Source organism: Pseudomonas sp. QL9 (assembly GCF_041409665.1).
In the GTDB taxonomy this organism is placed as follows: Bacteria; Pseudomonadota; Gammaproteobacteria; order Pseudomonadales; family Pseudomonadaceae; genus Pseudomonas; species Pseudomonas knackmussii.
In genome coordinates this window covers 4,942,059-4,956,295 of the sequence record NZ_CP166971.1, presented here as the reverse complement: position 1 = coordinate 4,956,295, position 14,237 = coordinate 4,942,059, and the positions used below count along the sequence as shown (strand labels likewise).

General features: G+C 64.2%; 14 protein-coding genes. 2 read left to right on the top strand and 12 right to left on the bottom strand.

Annotated elements, in window-relative coordinates; translation table 11 throughout:
- Position 1: 1 nt before the first annotated feature.
- From ACA097_RS23075 to ACA097_RS23050, 6 genes are all read right to left on the bottom strand, one after another.
- Positions 2–1,678, bottom strand: coding sequence for a von Willebrand factor type A domain-containing protein (locus ACA097_RS23075; RefSeq protein ID WP_371366243.1), 1,677 nt, complete (start codon positions 1,676–1,678; stop codon positions 2–4).
- Positions 1,679–1,836: 158 nt separating this feature from the next.
- Complete coding sequence (locus tag ACA097_RS23070) at positions 1,837–3,276, bottom strand: PLP-dependent aminotransferase family protein (protein WP_043253424.1); 1,440 nt, start codon at positions 3,274–3,276, stop codon at positions 1,837–1,839.
- A 129-nt stretch (positions 3,277–3,405) separates the two neighbouring features.
- A complete protein-coding gene (locus tag ACA097_RS23065) occupies positions 3,406–4,041 on the bottom strand; it encodes a response regulator transcription factor (protein WP_043253425.1) in 636 nt (211 codons plus the stop codon).
- A gap of 143 nt (positions 4,042–4,184) precedes the next feature.
- Positions 4,185–4,994, bottom strand: a complete 810-nt coding sequence (locus ACA097_RS23060; RefSeq protein ID WP_160287688.1) for an OmpA family protein — start codon at positions 4,992–4,994, stop codon at positions 4,185–4,187.
- A complete protein-coding gene (locus tag ACA097_RS23055) occupies positions 4,991–5,353 on the bottom strand; it encodes a DUF4398 domain-containing protein (RefSeq protein WP_371370562.1) in 363 nt (120 codons plus the stop codon). Before ACA097_RS23055 ends, ACA097_RS23060 begins: the two co-directional genes overlap by 4 nt.
- A 13-nt stretch (positions 5,354–5,366) precedes the next feature.
- The gene (locus tag ACA097_RS23050; RefSeq protein WP_201752508.1) at positions 5,367–6,197 is read right to left on the bottom strand and encodes an ABC transporter substrate-binding protein; all 831 of its coding nucleotides are present in this window, start codon (positions 6,195–6,197) and stop codon (positions 5,367–5,369) included.
- 96 nt (positions 6,198–6,293) lie between these two features.
- On the opposite strand from ACA097_RS23050, the gene ACA097_RS23045 reads away from it, so the two are divergent.
- Positions 6,294–7,235: an alpha/beta fold hydrolase gene (locus ACA097_RS23045; protein WP_371366240.1), complete on the top strand. Its 942-nt coding sequence runs from the start codon at positions 6,294–6,296 to the stop codon at positions 7,233–7,235.
- A gap of 50 nt (positions 7,236–7,285) precedes the next feature.
- On the opposite strand, the gene ACA097_RS23040 is transcribed toward ACA097_RS23045, so the two are convergent.
- Positions 7,286–8,230, bottom strand: coding sequence for an electron transfer flavoprotein subunit alpha/FixB family protein (locus tag ACA097_RS23040; RefSeq protein WP_371366238.1), 945 nt, complete (start codon positions 8,228–8,230; stop codon positions 7,286–7,288).
- Positions 8,230–8,979 (bottom strand): electron transfer flavoprotein subunit beta/FixA family protein, encoded by a 750-nt coding sequence (locus ACA097_RS23035; RefSeq protein WP_043253430.1) that lies wholly within the window; start codon positions 8,977–8,979, stop codon positions 8,230–8,232. The genes ACA097_RS23040 and ACA097_RS23035 overlap by 1 nt, the downstream gene beginning before the upstream one ends.
- Positions 8,980–9,323: 344 nt before the next feature.
- Here ACA097_RS23035 and ACA097_RS23030 point away from each other — a divergent pair, with 344 nt between their 5' ends.
- Positions 9,324–10,979 (top strand): electron transfer flavoprotein-ubiquinone oxidoreductase, encoded by a 1,656-nt coding sequence (locus ACA097_RS23030; protein ID WP_371366236.1) that lies wholly within the window; start codon positions 9,324–9,326, stop codon positions 10,977–10,979.
- Positions 10,980–11,086: 107 nt separating this feature from the next.
- Here ACA097_RS23030 and ACA097_RS23025 read toward each other — a convergent pair whose 3' ends face one another.
- The 4 genes from ACA097_RS23025 to ACA097_RS23010 all read right to left on the bottom strand — a co-directional run bounded on the left by ACA097_RS23025 (position 11,087) and on the right by ACA097_RS23010 (position 14,210).
- Positions 11,087–11,653 carry a DUF1285 domain-containing protein gene (locus ACA097_RS23025; RefSeq protein ID WP_043253432.1) on the bottom strand — a complete coding sequence of 189 codons (567 nt, stop codon included), beginning with the start codon at positions 11,651–11,653 and terminating at the stop codon, positions 11,087–11,089.
- Positions 11,650–12,261, bottom strand: coding sequence for a DUF4823 domain-containing protein (locus tag ACA097_RS23020; RefSeq protein ID WP_160287691.1), 612 nt, complete (start codon positions 12,259–12,261; stop codon positions 11,650–11,652). Before ACA097_RS23020 ends, ACA097_RS23025 begins: the two co-directional genes overlap by 4 nt.
- Before the next feature lie 64 nt (positions 12,262–12,325).
- Complete coding sequence (locus ACA097_RS23015) at positions 12,326–13,216, bottom strand: radical SAM protein (protein ID WP_371366232.1); 891 nt, start codon at positions 13,214–13,216, stop codon at positions 12,326–12,328.
- A gap of 25 nt (positions 13,217–13,241) precedes the next feature.
- Positions 13,242–14,210 carry a GTP 3',8-cyclase MoaA gene (locus ACA097_RS23010; RefSeq protein ID WP_371366230.1) on the bottom strand — a complete coding sequence of 323 codons (969 nt, stop codon included), beginning with the start codon at positions 14,208–14,210 and terminating at the stop codon, positions 13,242–13,244.
- Positions 14,211–14,237: the final 27 nt, after the last annotated feature.

The window sequence follows — 14,237 nt, the reverse complement described above, 5'->3', positions numbered from 1 at the left end:
GTCAGGGGTTCCGTGCCAGTGGGGTCTGCAGGCTGCGCGCCAGCTCGACGAGCTGGACGAATTCGCCGCGCAGGCCATAAGGATCGTCGCCGCGCGCGTTCCTGGCCAGCGCCAGCGTGTCCTTCATACCGAAGTCGCCGGTGTAGCGCACCCCGCTCAATTGCTGGGCGAAGGCCGCCACCGCAGCGGCGAAGCGCAGGTCGTCGCTGGCCTTGGCCAGCTCGGGCACGGCAGCGGAAGCGGCGACCGGACGTTCGACGAGATGACTGGGCCCGCCCTCCGGCGCCTGCCAGCGCACTCGCAGCCAGGCCAGCTCGTCAGCTTTGCCTGAGGCCTTTTCGCTCGCCTGATAGCGCAGCGGGTCGAGCCAGCCCTTCTCGCCTTTCGGGACGATTTCGTACAGCGCGGTGACCGTATGCCCGGCGCCGATCTCGCCGGCATCGACCTGGTCGTTGTTGAAGTCCTCGCGCTTGAGCGCGCGGTTCTCGTACCCCAGCAGGCGGTACTCGCTGACCTGCGCCGGGTTGAATTCGAGCTGGATTTTCACGTTCTTCGCCAGTACCGCGAGGGTCGAACTGAGCTGGTCGACCAGCACCTTGCGCGCTTCGCGCAGGTTGTCGATGTACGAGTAGTTGCCGTCGCCGGCATCGGCCAGCTGCTCCATCAGGCGCTCGTTGTAGTTGTCCACGCCGAAGCCCAGGGTGGTCAGCGAAACACCACTGCGGCGCTTCTCGGCGGCCATCTGCTTGAGCGTCTCGAAGTCGCTGACGCCGACGTTGAAGTCGCCGTCGGTGGCCAGCAGGATGCGGTTGATGCCCTTGTCGACGAAGCCCTGCTGCGCCATGCGGTAGGCCAGTTCGATGCCGGCCGCGCCGGCCGTGGAACCGCCGGCCTGGAGCTGCTCGATGGCCGCGCGGATCTTCGCCTTGTCCTTGCCGGAAGTCGGCTCCAGCACCACCCGCGAATCGCCGGCATAGACCACCAGGGAAACCTTGTCCTGCGGCCGCAACTGATCGACCAGCAGCTTCAACGTGCCCTTCACCAGCGGCAGGCCTTCGCGACGATCCATGGAGCCGGAGACATCAACCAGGAACACCAGGTTGGCCGGCGGCAGCTGCTCGACGCTGCGCTCGCTGGCCTTGATGCCGATGCGCAGCAGCCGCGTGTGCGGGTTCCACGGTGACGGCGCCAGCTCGGTGGTGATGCCGAAGGGACTGTCGTCACTGGGCGGGGCGTAGCTGTAAGGGAAGTAATTGAGCATCTCCTCCAGGCGCACCGCGCCCTGCGGCGGCAGGCGGCCTTCGTTGAGGATGCGCCGGACGTTGGCGTAGCTGCCGGTGTCGACGTCGATGCTGAAGGTCGAAACCGGCGCCTCGGCGACGCTGTGTATCGGATTCTGCGCGAGTTTCTGGTACTGCTCGCGCTCCTCGTCGCGGTAGCCAGGCGGCTGCGGTTCCGGCGCACCCGGCATGGCGTAGCTCTCCAGCATCGGGGCGGCAGCCGGCGCAGCGAGCTTGGCTTTTACTTCGCTTCTACGGACCTGGTCCTGGCTCGCCGGCGGAGCGACTTCGGGTTTGTCGGCGCGTGCGGCCTGCTCCGGGCTGGACTGGCCGCAACCACCGATGGCCAGCAGCAGGCCGATGGCGACGGGACGAAGGGGAATGGCGGGAAGCGACATGGTGGCGGCCTCGAGAAGGATTCCTCCCTTCAGACGAGGCCGTCAGACCAAACGGGTTAAATGCTGAAATTTCGCTGCAGGAGCGGATCTCATCCGCGAGTCGCGCCGATACGTCCGGCTATCGCGGACAAGGTCCGCTCCTACACAGGAGGCTCCGATCAGGCAGCGATCTGCTCCTCGTGGCAAAGCTGGCAGGCCAGCATGCCGAGGGTCATGATCGCCCGCTCGGCCTCGCGGTCCCAGGGGATGCCGCACGTCAGGCGCAGGCAGTTGTTGAACTGCTCGGTATTACTGAAGATCAGCCCCGGCGCGATGCTGATGCCCTGCTCCAGCGCCCGCACGTGCAGCTCCTTGGTGTTGACCTTGGCCGGCAGGCTGACCCAGAGGATGAAGCCGCCCTTGGGCCGGGTCATCTGCGTGCCTTCCGGGAAGTACTGCTGCACCGCCAGCTGGTAGGCGGTCATGTTCTTCCGGTACTCCTGGCGGATGTAACGCAGGTGCCGGTCGTAGCCGCCATTCTCCAGGTACGCGGCCACGCCCATCTGCGTCACCGTGCACGCCGAATGCGTGGTGAAGGTCTGCAAGCGGCGAATCTCTTCCTGGTAACGCTCGGCGATGATCCAGCCGATGCGCACGCCGGGCGAGATGGTCTTGGAGAAGCTCGAGCAGTACACCACCCTGCCCTCGCGGTCATGGGCCTTGAGTGCCTTGGTCTGCCCCTCGTCGAACATCAGCTCGCCGTAGATATCGTCCTCGATCACCCCGATGTTGTGCTCGGAGGTGAGTTTGAGCAGCTGCTTCTGGCGCTCCTCGGGAATGGTCCCGCCCAGCGGGTTCGACAGCCGTGCGGTCAGTACCAGGGCCTTGATCGACCACTGGTTGGCGGCCAGCTGCAACGCCTCCAGGCTAATGCCGGTAAGCGGGTCGCTGGGGATCTCGATGACCTTCAGGCCGAGGATGTCGGCCAGTTGCAGCAGGCCGTAATAGCTCGGCGATTCAGTGGCGATCAGGTCGCCCGGGCGGGTCATCACGCGCAGCGCCATATGGATGGCGTCGACGCAGCCGTGAGTGATGGTCACCTGGCTGGGATCTACCACCACGCCGGCATCGCGCATGCGAATCGCCACCTGGCGGCGCAGCGGCTCGTAGCCGGGGCTGAACATGTAGCTGAAGGCGCGCGGGCTGGAGAAGCGCGTGACCTTGGCCAGCTGCTGGTGCAACGCACGTACCGGGAGGTAATCGACGTGCGGCACCGCGGCGCCCAGCGGGAACACGCCTTCGCGGCGGGCCTCGGCGAGCACCTGGTTGATGATGCTGCTGCGGGTCACCAGGCCGGGCCGCTCGACCCGCGCGATATCAGGCGTCGAGGCCGTCAGCGCCGGGGTGTGGTGTACGTAGTAGCCGGACTGCGGGCGAGCGCGGATCAGTCCCTGATCCTCGAGGGTCGCGTAGGCCTGCAGCACAGTTGCATGGCTGACGTTGAGCTGGGTACTCAGCTTGCGCACCGAGGGCACGCGCTCGCCCGGCTGGTAGACACCGCGACGGATGTCGTCGGCCAGTTGCTGGGCGATGCGTTGGTACAGAAGCAGATTGCTCATGACGGCGATCCCTCGAACATTGGACCGAAACAGTATCCAAAAACTCGAAACTGTTCCAGAACAGTAGCAGGGAAACATGCCGATACAGCTGCTCGCCGATGGCCGGCGCAGGCCGCGGGCTAGAGGGCCTCAGAACTCCCCGAGCCAGTCCAGCATGCCGGCGACCACCAGTTGCGCATCGTTGCTCACACCCAGTTTCTGCATGGCATTGCGCTTGTGCGTACTGATCGTGGAAACGCTGCGATTGGTACGCTCGGCGATTTCACCGACGGTGGCGCCGTGGGACAGGCGGCGCAGGATATCGATTTCGGTTGGGCTCAACGGACGCCCGGTATGGCGCGGCGGGCGCAAGCTGGTGTCGATGTAGGTCTGCCCTTTACGCAGCCTTGCGATGGCTTCGTCCAGCAGGTTCAACGCGCTGCGCTTGCAGATGTAGGCGCTCGCGCCGCAGCGCAGGGCTGCCCGCGCCATCAGTGGTGCGCCCATGATCGAGTAGACCAGGATCTTCAGGTTCGGATAGTGGCGCTGCAGCCACTCGATCAGGTGGACGCCATCCCGGCCGCGCGAGCCTGGCAGGGCCATCTCGATGATGACCAGGTCGAGCCCCTCGAGGGTTTCCAGCTTTTCCAGCAGCGAGTCGGTATCGGTGACCCAGTCCAGCACCTGGGTACGGCAGTTTTCATCTAGGTAGCGCTGCAACCCCCAGCCGATCATGGGCTGGGCATCCGCGACTATGGCCTTGAGTATTTCCTGTTTCGACGACATCGGGTGTTCCTGTTGGTGGGCGCGACAGATACAGCTGCCGCGTGGCGCGTATTGTCACCAAGGGATGCCTCGAAATTTTTCGAGTTACTCCCCACCTACAGGCTAGCAGCGGGCCGGTCTCGCGCCGGCCGCTGCAGCAAGGCTTAGCGCTGGCCGCCGAGCTTGCCCTTTTCGTCGGAGAAGACGATTTCCACCCGGCGGTTCTGCGCGCGGCCGAGGGACGAGGCGTTGTCCGCCACCGGATAGGCCTCGCCGAAGCCCTGGACCTGGATGCGCTTGTCGCTGATCCCGAGGTCGGTCAGCACGTCGGCGACCGATTGGGCGCGGTTCCGCGACAGCTCGACGTTTTCCTGCTGGTCGCCCTGGTTGTCGGTGTAGCCCTCGATGCGGATCACCCGCCGCGGGTTGAGCTGGAGGAACTGCACCAGCTTGAGCACCGTGCGGTTGGCCGCGGGCTTGAGCTCCGCCTCCCCGCTGTCGAACAGCACGTCGCCGAGGGTCAGCACCAGGCCGCGCTCGGTCTGGTCGGTGGCCAGGCTGACCATCTGCTCTTCCAACCATTGGCTTTGCGCCTGCACGCTCGCCAGCTTGGCCTCGCGCAGGGCCAGCTGCAGACGCTCGCGGTCGAGCTGCTGGCGCGCCAGGCGCTCCTGGTTCGCGTCCAGGTTGGCGCGCTCACGGGCGATTTCGCTGTAGCGCTGGCTCAGATAAGCGTATTGCTGGACGTCGTCATTGCTGCCCCAGTAGCCGGACAGGCGTTCGGCGCGCGCCAGGGACTCGCCGGCGCGGATCACGTCGCGCGGCGCGCTGTGCAGCACGACCGTATCGCCTTTGACGGCCTGGAACTCGCTGCGCGCGCGATCCAGGGCCTGGTCGGAAGCCGGCGAATGACTGCAGCCGGCCAGGCCTGCCATGGCGAGAAGTACGGCGGTCGACAGAAGGAAACGGGTCATTTCGCCTCCCCCAACTGACGGCGCAGCCGATCTATGCTCTTGCCCTGTTCGGCCAGTTGCTCGCTGCTCTTGCGAGTCAGCACCCGCGCTTCGGCCAGGCGTGCATCCAGTTCTGCCTGCTCGGCCAGTTGCCGGGCCTGCTTGTTGCTGGCGCCTTTCAGCGCGCCCTGCGCGGCCTGGTATTTGTCCTCGGCCAACTTGTATTCGGCGACGTCGGCATTGGCGCCCACGGCCTTGGCTTGTTCCAGGGCCTGTTCGGTGAGGCGCATCTGTTCGGTAGGTACTGGGTCGCTGGCGCATCCGGCCAGGGCGGTCAGCGCAGTGAGCGCCAGGCCCGCCAGGGTCGTCCTTCGATTGATCACGAAATCTTCTCTACGGCGAGGGGGTAGCGGTGGTCTTCGTCTGTTGCGCCTGCCAACGCTGCAGGTTGCGCTGCAGCAGGCGCTGGGGAATCCCGGAAGCGGTCAATTCTGTCATTTTTTCCTGCAGTTGTCCGCGCAGCTCCGGCCCATAGCAGGGCGACGCGTGCGCGAGGGTGAGGAACAGCCCCTCGCTGGAAACCGGCGGTTCCAAGGGCTGCAGGTTGTCCGTCAGCCCCAGGCGCGCCGCCGTGGCCAGCCCCGGGAAGCGCTCGTACAAGGCGTAGTCGGTGCGCCCCAGCACCAGCTTCTGGAAGGCTTGCGCCACGCTCGGCACTTCCTCCAGGTTCAGGCGCTGCTCGGCGAAGGTGTCGAAAGCGGCGCCGAAGCTGTTGTTCACCAGCGTGCCGCCGGTGTGGCCCTGCAGGTCTGCCCAGCGGGCATAGGAAAAGGCTTCGCCCTTGCGTACCCAGACCACGTTGTCGGTGGTCAGGAACGCCGGCTGGATGTAGTCCATCAGCTTCTGCCGCTCGGGCGTGAGGAAGGCACCGGCGAGCAGGTCGATCCGCCCCAGGCGCGCCTCTTCCTGAGCCCGCGCCCAGGAGCCGGCGTAGCGCACATGGATGGTGACGCCTAGCGCCTTGCCCAGTTGTTCCATCAGATCGGCGTTGGCGCCAATGAGGCGTTCCGGATATTGCGGGTCGCGCCAGAGGAACGGCGGGTACTCCGGATTTCCGCTGGCTACCAGCACCGAACACTGGCTGCTCGCGGCCTGCGCGGCGAATGGCGACACCAGGCAAACGATGGCCAGAGTCAGGCAGAAACGGACTAGCGGTTGCGACATGAAGCGACCTCGCAGACCCAAAAAACACAAGCATTCGTAATGCCAAGGCATGCTAGCGTACTTCGCTTATACCCACACCGCTCACAAGGATCGTCCATGAAGAAAGCCCTGCTGGTCCTGCTCATGTTGCTGGCCGTCGGCGCCGGCACCTTCTATGCGTTTCCCGGAACGCTACTGGCGAGCGCACAGTTCGTCGATAGAACCCGCGCCGGGCTCAGCGTGAAAACCCTGCGCGTCGACGGACTGGACATCCGCTATTACGAAGGCGGCCCGAGCGATGCGGAAACCGTCCTGCTGGTGCATGGCTTCGGCGCCGACAAGGACAATTGGCCAAAATTCGCCCGCTACCTGACCTCGCGCTACCACGTACTCATCCCGGACCTGCCCGGCTTCGGCGAAAGCAGCCAGCCGGCCGGCATCAGCTACGACGTCGGCACCCAGGCCGAGCGCCTGCTGAACTTCACCACCGCCCTGGGAATCGGCCGCGTGCACCTGGTCGGCAACTCCATGGGCGGGCAGATAGTTGCGCTCTATGCCGCGCGTCATCCGCAGCAGGTGTTCAGCGTGGCGCTGTTCGACAACGCGGGCGTGCAGGCTCCGCGCAAAAGCGAATTCTTCCAGCGCCTGGACAAGGGCGAAGCCAACCCGCTGGTACTGACCCGTGCTGACGACTTCCCTACCCTTGTCGATTTCGTCTTCTACCAGGCGCCGCCCATGCCGGCGCGCCTTCAGCACTACCTGGGCGAACGCGGCCTGGCGCGCAGCGATATGAACGCGCAGATCTTCAGCCAACTGCGTGATCGCTACATTCCGCTGGAGCCGGAGCTGCCGAAGATCACCGCACCGACCCTGCTGCTCTGGGGCGACCGCGACCGCATCCTGGACGTCTCCAGCATCGACGTCATGAAGCCGCTCCTGCGCCAGCCGAGCGTGGTCATCCTGCGCGACTGTGGCCACGTGCCGATGATCGAGCGCCCCGAAGAAAGCGCCAAGGGCTACCTGACGTTCCTCGACCAGGCGCAGGCCGCGCGCCACTGAAACGAAAAAGCCCGCTTCGCAGCGGGCTTTTACTTGGGGCGGGATCGGGCTTAGACGGCCTTTTCCAGCTCCGGTACCAGTTCGAACAGATCGCCAACCAGGCCGTAGTCGGCAACCTGGAAGATCGGCGCCTCTTCGTCCTTGTTGATGGCCACGATGACTTTGGAGTCCTTCATGCCCGCCAGGTGCTGGATGGCACCGGAGATGCCCACTGCGATGTAAAGCTGCGGAGCGACGATCTTGCCGGTCTGGCCGACCTGCATGTCGTTCGGCACGAAGCCGGCGTCGACGGCAGCGCGGGAAGCGCCGACGGCAGCGCCCAGCTTGTCGGCCAGGGCGTAGAGGATCTTGAAGTTGTCGCCATTGCCCATGCCGCGGCCACCGGAGACCACGATCTTGGCAGCGGTCAGTTCCGGACGGTCGGACTTGGCCAGCTCTTCGCCGACGAAGGCGGACTTGCCGGCATCGGCCGGGCCGGAAACGGCTTCAACGGCAGCGGAACCGCCTTCGGCCGCAACGGCGTCGAAACCGGTGGTACGCACGGTGATCACCTTCACGGTGGCCGAAGACTGCACGGTGGCGATGGCGTTGCCGGCATAGATCGGACGCTTGAAGGTATCGGCGCTGACTACGTCGATGATCTCGGAGATCTGGTCGACGTCCAGCAGGGCGGCTACGCGCGGCAGGAAGTTCTTGCCATTGGTGGTAGCCGGGGCCAGCACGTGGCTGTAGCCCTTGCCCCCGCTCTCGCCAACAAGAGCAGCGATCAGCGGAGCGACGTTCTCCGGCAGCTGGTGGGCGTAAGCGGCGTTGTCGGCGACCAGCACCTTGGCAACACCTGCGATCTTGGCAGCGGCTTCGGCCACGCCACCGACGTTCTGGCCGGCGACCAGGACGACGACGTCACCGCCGATCTTCTGTGCGGCAGCGACGGTGTTCAGGGTGGCAGCGCCCAGGACGCCGTTGTTGTGCTCAGCGATTACCAGGATAGCCATCAGATTACTTTCGCCTCGTTCTTCAGTTTCTCGACCAGTTCAGCAACAGACTTGACCTTGATGCCGGCGCTGCGGGCAGCCGGAGCTTCCACTTTCAGGGTCTTGACGGTGGAAGCGGTGGAGACGCCCAAAGCGTCCGGGGTAACAACGTCCAGCGGCTTCTTCTTCGCTTTCATGATGTTCGGCAGCGAGGCGTAGCGCGGCTCGTTCAGGCGCAGGTCGGTGGTGACGATGGCCGGCAGGTTCAACGCAACGGTCTGCAGACCGCCGTCGATTTCACGGGTGACGTTGACCTTGTCGCCAGCGACTTCGACCTTGGAGGCGAAAGTGCCCTGGGCGTAGCCAGTCAGCGCAGCCAGCATCTGGCCGGTCTGGTTGTTGTCGCTGTCGATGGCCTGCTTGCCGAGGATGACCAGCTGCGGCTGCTCTTTGTCGACAACGGCTTTCAGGGCCTTGGCGATGGCCAGGGAGCTCAGGTCGTCGTTGGATTCGACCAGGATGGCGCGGTCGGCGCCCAGGGCCAGGGCGGTGCGCAGTTGTTCCTGGGCAGCGTTCGGGCCGACGGAGACGGCGATGATTTCAGTGGCGACGCCCTTCTCTTTCAGACGTACGGCCTCTTCCACGGCGATTTCGCAGAAGGGGTTCATGGACATTTTCACGTTGGCGAGATCGACGCCGGAGTTGTCCGCCTTGACGCGGACCTTGACGTTATAGTCAACCACTCGTTTGACAGCTACAAGAACCTTCATGGATTCCTCGTTTTTCTCCGGTGAATAGGAATGTCGCCAGACAGGCCTGGCCGGTAGTGCACGCCATCTGCAACTACATGCAGCAAGACCGCGACCGCAAAACCGTGGCTATCTTGACCGGATCGCCTTGTCGGGTCAATACACCAGAATACCCCTCCATAAGCTCCGGACCCCGATTCTATCAGGGCTCCATGCATTTCAAACAAACGTTTGTATTGCCCAAAATGGGGGGTATAACTATGCTGGGCCCTGTCGCTATAATTGCGCCCCGCTCTGTCCGGGGTAGTGCCCCCGGCCCATACCAACAAATAGCCGTAGAGCCCTGAGTTAGGAGAGATCGAGAAGTGGAACGCGAATACATGGAATTCGACGTCGTCATCGTCGGCGCCGGCCCTGCCGGTCTGTCCGCCGCCTGCCGACTGAAGCAGAAGGCCGCCGAGGCTGGTCAGGAGATCAGCGTCTGCGTGGTCGAGAAGGGTTCCGAGGTAGGCGCCCACATCCTCTCCGGTGCCGTGTTCGAACCGCGCGCGCTGAACGAGCTGTTCCCCAACTGGAAAGAGCTCGAAGCCCCGCTGAACACGCCGGTCAAGCGCGACGACATCTATGTCCTGAAGAACGACACCGCCGCCGCCAAGGTGCCGAACTTCTTCGTGCCCAAGACCATGCACAACGAGGGCAACTACATCATCTCCCTGGGCAACCTGTGCCGCTGGCTGGCCCAGCAGGCCGAAGGCCTGGGCGTGGAGATCTACCCGGGCTTCGCCGCTCAGGAAGCGCTGATCGACGAGAACGGCGTGGTTCGCGGCATCGTCACCGGTGACCTGGGTGTCGACCGTGAAGGCAACCCGAAAGAGGGTTACTACACCCCCGGCATGGAACTGCGCGCCAAGTACACGCTGTTCGCCGAAGGCTGCCGTGGCCACATCGGCAAGCAGCTGATCAAGAAGTACAAGCTCGACAGCGAAGCCGACGCCCAGCACTACGGCATTGGCATCAAGGAAATCTGGGACATCGACCCGGCCAAGCACGAGCAGGGCCTGGTGGTGCACACCGCCGGCTGGCCGCTGAACGACGAGAACCCGGGCGGTTCCTTCCTCTATCACCTGGAGAACAACCAGGTGGTGGTCGGCCTGATCATCGACCTGTCCTACAGCAACCCGCACCTGTCGCCGTTCGACGAGTTCCAGCGCTACAAGCACCACCCGGTGATCAAGCAGTACCTGGAAGGCGGCAAGCGCGTGGCCTACGGTGCCCGCGCCATCTGCAAGGGCGGCCTGAACTCGCTGCCGAAGATGGTCTTCCCGGGCGGCGCGCTCATCGGCTGCGACCTGGGCACCCTGAACTTCGCCAAGATCAAGGGCAGCCACACCGCCATGAAGTCCGGCATGCTGGCTGCCGAAGCCGTTGCCGAAGCCCTGGCCGCCGGCCGCGAAGGCGGCGACCAGCTGACCAACTACGTCGACGCGTTCAAGGCCAGCTGGCTGTACGACGAACTGTTCCGCAGCCGCAACTTCGGCGCCGCGATGCACAAGTTCGGCGCCATCGGTGGCGGTGCGTTCAACTTCATCGACCAGAACATCTTCGGCGGCAAGATTCCGTTCACCCTGCACGATACGACTCCGGACTACGCAACCCTGAAGAAGGCCAGCGAAGCGCCGAAGATCGACTACCCGAAACCCGACGGCAAGATCAGCTTCGACAAGCTGTCCTCGGTGTTCCTCTCCAACACCAACCACGAAGAAGACCAGCCGATCCACCTCAAGCTCACCGACCCGAGCGTACCGGTTGGCAAGAACCTGCCGCTGTACGACGAGCCGGCGCAGCGCTACTGCCCGGCCGGCGTGTACGAAGTGGTCAGCAACGACGACGGCAGCAAGCGCTTCCAGATCAACGCGCAGAACTGCGTGCACTGCAAGACCTGCGACATCAAGGACCCGGCGCAGAACATCACCTGGGTTGCCCCGGAAGGCACCGGCGGTCCGAACTACCCCAACATGTAATTCCCGCTCCAACGAAAAAGGCTCCCCTCGGGGAGCCTTTTTCATTTCCGTACCAGTCGCCGTAGTAAAACTTCGAAAAAACTACCGGCCACCTTTCGACCCACAGGTCATGGCTGCGGGCCGATGGCGAAAAACTCCCCGCAGCTCCATACCCCCAGCCACTCTTCGCCGTCGATCAGCCTCGGCACAGCCAGCTCCACCAGTTGATAGAACACGTTGCGATGGATCAGCGCTTCCAGATTGCTGCGCACCAGTACATAAGGCGCCGGCTCCTGGGTCCGCGGATCGATGAGCACGCGAATGGGATGCTCGGGGCCGGCAACGAACTCGTCCTCGACGTTGCTGGTAAAGCGCAGCAGTTGCTGCTCGCCCTCCCCTTCGACAGCCAGGGTCACAGCGACGAACGGCGCATCGTCGACACGAATGCCGCACTTCTCCACCGGAGTGACCAGGAAATAGTCATCGCCATCGCGGCGGATGATGGTCGAGAACAGCTTGACCATCGGCTTGCGGCCGATCGGCGTGCCCAGGTAGTACCAGGTGCCATCGCGGGCGATGCGCATGTCGATATCGCCGCAGCACGGCGGGTTCCACAGGTGCACCGGCGGCAGGCCCTTGCCCGGAGTCGAGGGAATCTGCGCCAGCAGGTCGCCGGCCTTGCCTGGATCGGTCATTGGAACTCCTCTGTCGCCTTCACCCCCAGCAGGCTGCGGGCATACTCTTCCAGCGGTGCGCCGAGCAGGTCCTCGGGCTTTGCATCATAGAACGTCAGGAATCCGCCGCGGCTGCGAATGGTGGCGCTATCCACCAGATAGCGATTACCGGTTTCGATCAGCATTACCTGAATCACGCTGCGGTCGCGACCGACAGCGTTGTCGGTGTCTTCGTACTCTTCCCAGTTGCCCGCGTTGTCTTCGGCACGAGCGAAGCGCGTGTAGAGGAGATAGTCGGCGCCGGCTGCGCGCGCCTCCTGCATGGCGCCATCCAGGCCGAGCGGCATCTTGGCACGGCGCACCTGAGGGAAGTATTCGACGAAGCCGTTGAAGGCCTCCTCGGCGACCACATTGGGGCGCGCATAGGGGTGGCCGGCAGGGACGAACGGCCCCTGGGCGATATAGATGAAGGAGTCCGACTGGATTCGCCGGTTGGCGATGCGGCGCGTCTGGCTGTGGTCCAGGAAGCCGGCGTCACCCATGTAGTAACCGGTGCGGTCGACCATGTCGCTGGGTTTCATACAGCCACTCAGTGCGACAAGGGCCAGGGTCAGAATCAGGTAGCGCATGCAGTTTCTCCACCGCCGGCGACAGAAAGCCGGCGCTGGCCGCGTAGATGCAGCTTCCGCGCCATCATAGTCCGCGCTGCCATTCCTGGCGCAGGCGGGCCTGCTGCGGACGCTCGATGGCTTCGCGCACCTGGGCCAGCAGGCGCTGCTTGTCGGCACCGAGCACGCCCTTGAGCACAAGGTAGTTGGAGGCATGGTCGCTACGGAATACGGTGTCGCGCAGCTCCAGGCCCTGCAGCAGGCGCTCGATCTCGACGAACAGCTGGCCCTGTTCCAATGGCTGGAAGTCGGGGAAACCTTCGCGGTAGCGTTGCTCGCCAGTCGGGAAGCTGACGACCAGCGTGGAGAGGAACTCGGGCTGCGCCGCATTCATCAGGCGCGCCGAATTGTCCGCATGCTGCTGGCTCAGGGTCTGGCCACCCAGTCCGTTGAGGATCATCACCGAACGCTTGATACCGGCCTGGCCCAGCTTGTCCAGCGCATCCAGTGTCGATGCATAGGTTTCGCCCTTGTTCACCCGCACCAGAACCTCATCGTCGCCGGACTCGGCACCCACATACGCCATGCGCAATCCCGCGTCGGCCAGTTCCTTGAGCTCGTCCACCGACTTCTTGCGCAGATTGCGCGGCAGGCAATAGCTGGAGACACGTTCGACCTCCGGCATGTGCTCGCGGATCGCCCGGAGGATGTTCAACAGGCGCCGCGTCGGCAGCACAAGGGCATCACCATCGGCGAGGAAGACGCGCTGGACGATCAGTTGCTCGCCGCAGCGGCGGATCTCTTCCAGCACCTCCGCCTCGTCACGGGCACGAAACTTCTTCTGCGGCTGGGTATACATCTCGCAGAACCCGCACTGGTTCCAGGAGCAACCATTGGTCACCGGCAGGATCAGCGAATGCGCCTCGCTCGGCGGACGGAACACCGGTTCGATGTAGGAAATCGGGAAATCTTGCATGAAGGGAATGATCCGGAAAGCGCGGTCAGCCGCCGATGATCTTCATCACCGTGACACCGCCGGAGAAAGCCAGCTCCTGCTTGTCCGCCAGGGCCTTGACCAGCAACCGCTGCAACGCGGGCAGCGCCTGGTGGCGTGGCTTGTCGAGGAGGTCGCCGACGTAGTGACGATTGCTCGACGACAGGCAGCCATGCAGCCAGCCGGTGGAAGACAGGCGCAGGCGAGAGCAGGTGCGGCAGAAGGGGACGCTTTCGTTGGCGATGATGCCGAAGTGGCCCCGCCCCGGCACTTCGTAACGCAGTGCAGTGGCATCTACCGGCGCGTCAGCCTGCAGATAGGCATGGTTCTGGCCGATCAATTCCAGCAGTTCGTTCAGGCCAACGAATTGGCTGGCGAAGGCATTGCCGTCGCGGGCCAGGTGGCCCATGCGCATCAGCTCGATGAAACGCAACTCGAAACCGCGCTCCAGGCAGTAATCCAACAACGGCACCACCTGGTCGAGGTTCTTCCCGCGCAGCGGCACCATGTTGATCTTGATTTTCAGACCGGCAGCGTGAGCCTCGTCGAGCCCCTTGAGCACCGTGGCCAGGTCACCGCCGCGGGCGATGGTGCGGAAGGACTCGGCATCCAGGGTATCGAGCGAAACGTTCAACCGGCGAATGCCACATTCCAGCAGCAGCGGGAGCTTGCGCGAGAGCAACTGGCCGTTGGTGGTGAGGCTGATGTCCTTGAGGTCCAGCTTGCTGACCGCATGCAGGAAGGAATCAAGCTTGGGACTGACAAGCGGCTCGCCGCCGGTGATGCGCAGACGCTCGATGCCGGCCGCTTCGATCAGGTAGGCCACACCGCGCGCCAGGTTCTCGGCGGAAAGTTCGTCCTGCGCCGCGACCAGCCGCTTGCCGTCCGGCACACAGTAGGTGCAGGCGTAGTTGCAGGCAGCGGTAAGGCTGACGCGCAGGTTACGAAAGCGTCTGCCCTGGCGGTCGACGATCATCCATCGGCTCCGGCGGAGAGTGTCTGT

Coding starts and splice junctions, on each gene's coding strand:
- ACA097_RS23040 (WP_371366238.1), bottom strand. CDS start 8,230: ATGGCTATCCTGGTAATCGCTGAGCACAACAACGGCGTCCTGGGCGCT.
- ACA097_RS23075 (WP_371366243.1), bottom strand. CDS start 1,678: ATGTCGCTTCCCGCCATTCCCCTTCGTCCCGTCGCCATCGGCCTGCTG.
- ACA097_RS23020 (WP_160287691.1), bottom strand. CDS start 12,261: ATGCGCTACCTGATTCTGACCCTGGCCCTTGTCGCACTGAGTGGCTGT.
- ACA097_RS23060 (WP_160287688.1), bottom strand. CDS start 4,994: ATGACCCGTTTCCTTCTGTCGACCGCCGTACTTCTCGCCATGGCAGGC.
- ACA097_RS23010 (WP_371366230.1), bottom strand. CDS start 14,210: ATGATCGTCGACCGCCAGGGCAGACGCTTTCGTAACCTGCGCGTCAGC.
- ACA097_RS23070 (WP_043253424.1), bottom strand. CDS start 3,276: ATGAGCAATCTGCTTCTGTACCAACGCATCGCCCAGCAACTGGCCGAC.
- ACA097_RS23050 (WP_201752508.1), bottom strand. CDS start 6,197: ATGTCGCAACCGCTAGTCCGTTTCTGCCTGACTCTGGCCATCGTTTGC.
- ACA097_RS23035 (WP_043253430.1), bottom strand. CDS start 8,979: ATGAAGGTTCTTGTAGCTGTCAAACGAGTGGTTGACTATAACGTCAAG.
- ACA097_RS23015 (WP_371366232.1), bottom strand. CDS start 13,216: ATGCAAGATTTCCCGATTTCCTACATCGAACCGGTGTTCCGTCCGCCG.
- ACA097_RS23065 (WP_043253425.1), bottom strand. CDS start 4,041: ATGTCGTCGAAACAGGAAATACTCAAGGCCATAGTCGCGGATGCCCAG.
- ACA097_RS23025 (WP_043253432.1), bottom strand. CDS start 11,653: ATGACCGATCCAGGCAAGGCCGGCGACCTGCTGGCGCAGATTCCCTCG.
- ACA097_RS23045 (WP_371366240.1), top strand. CDS start 6,294: ATGAAGAAAGCCCTGCTGGTCCTGCTCATGTTGCTGGCCGTCGGCGCC.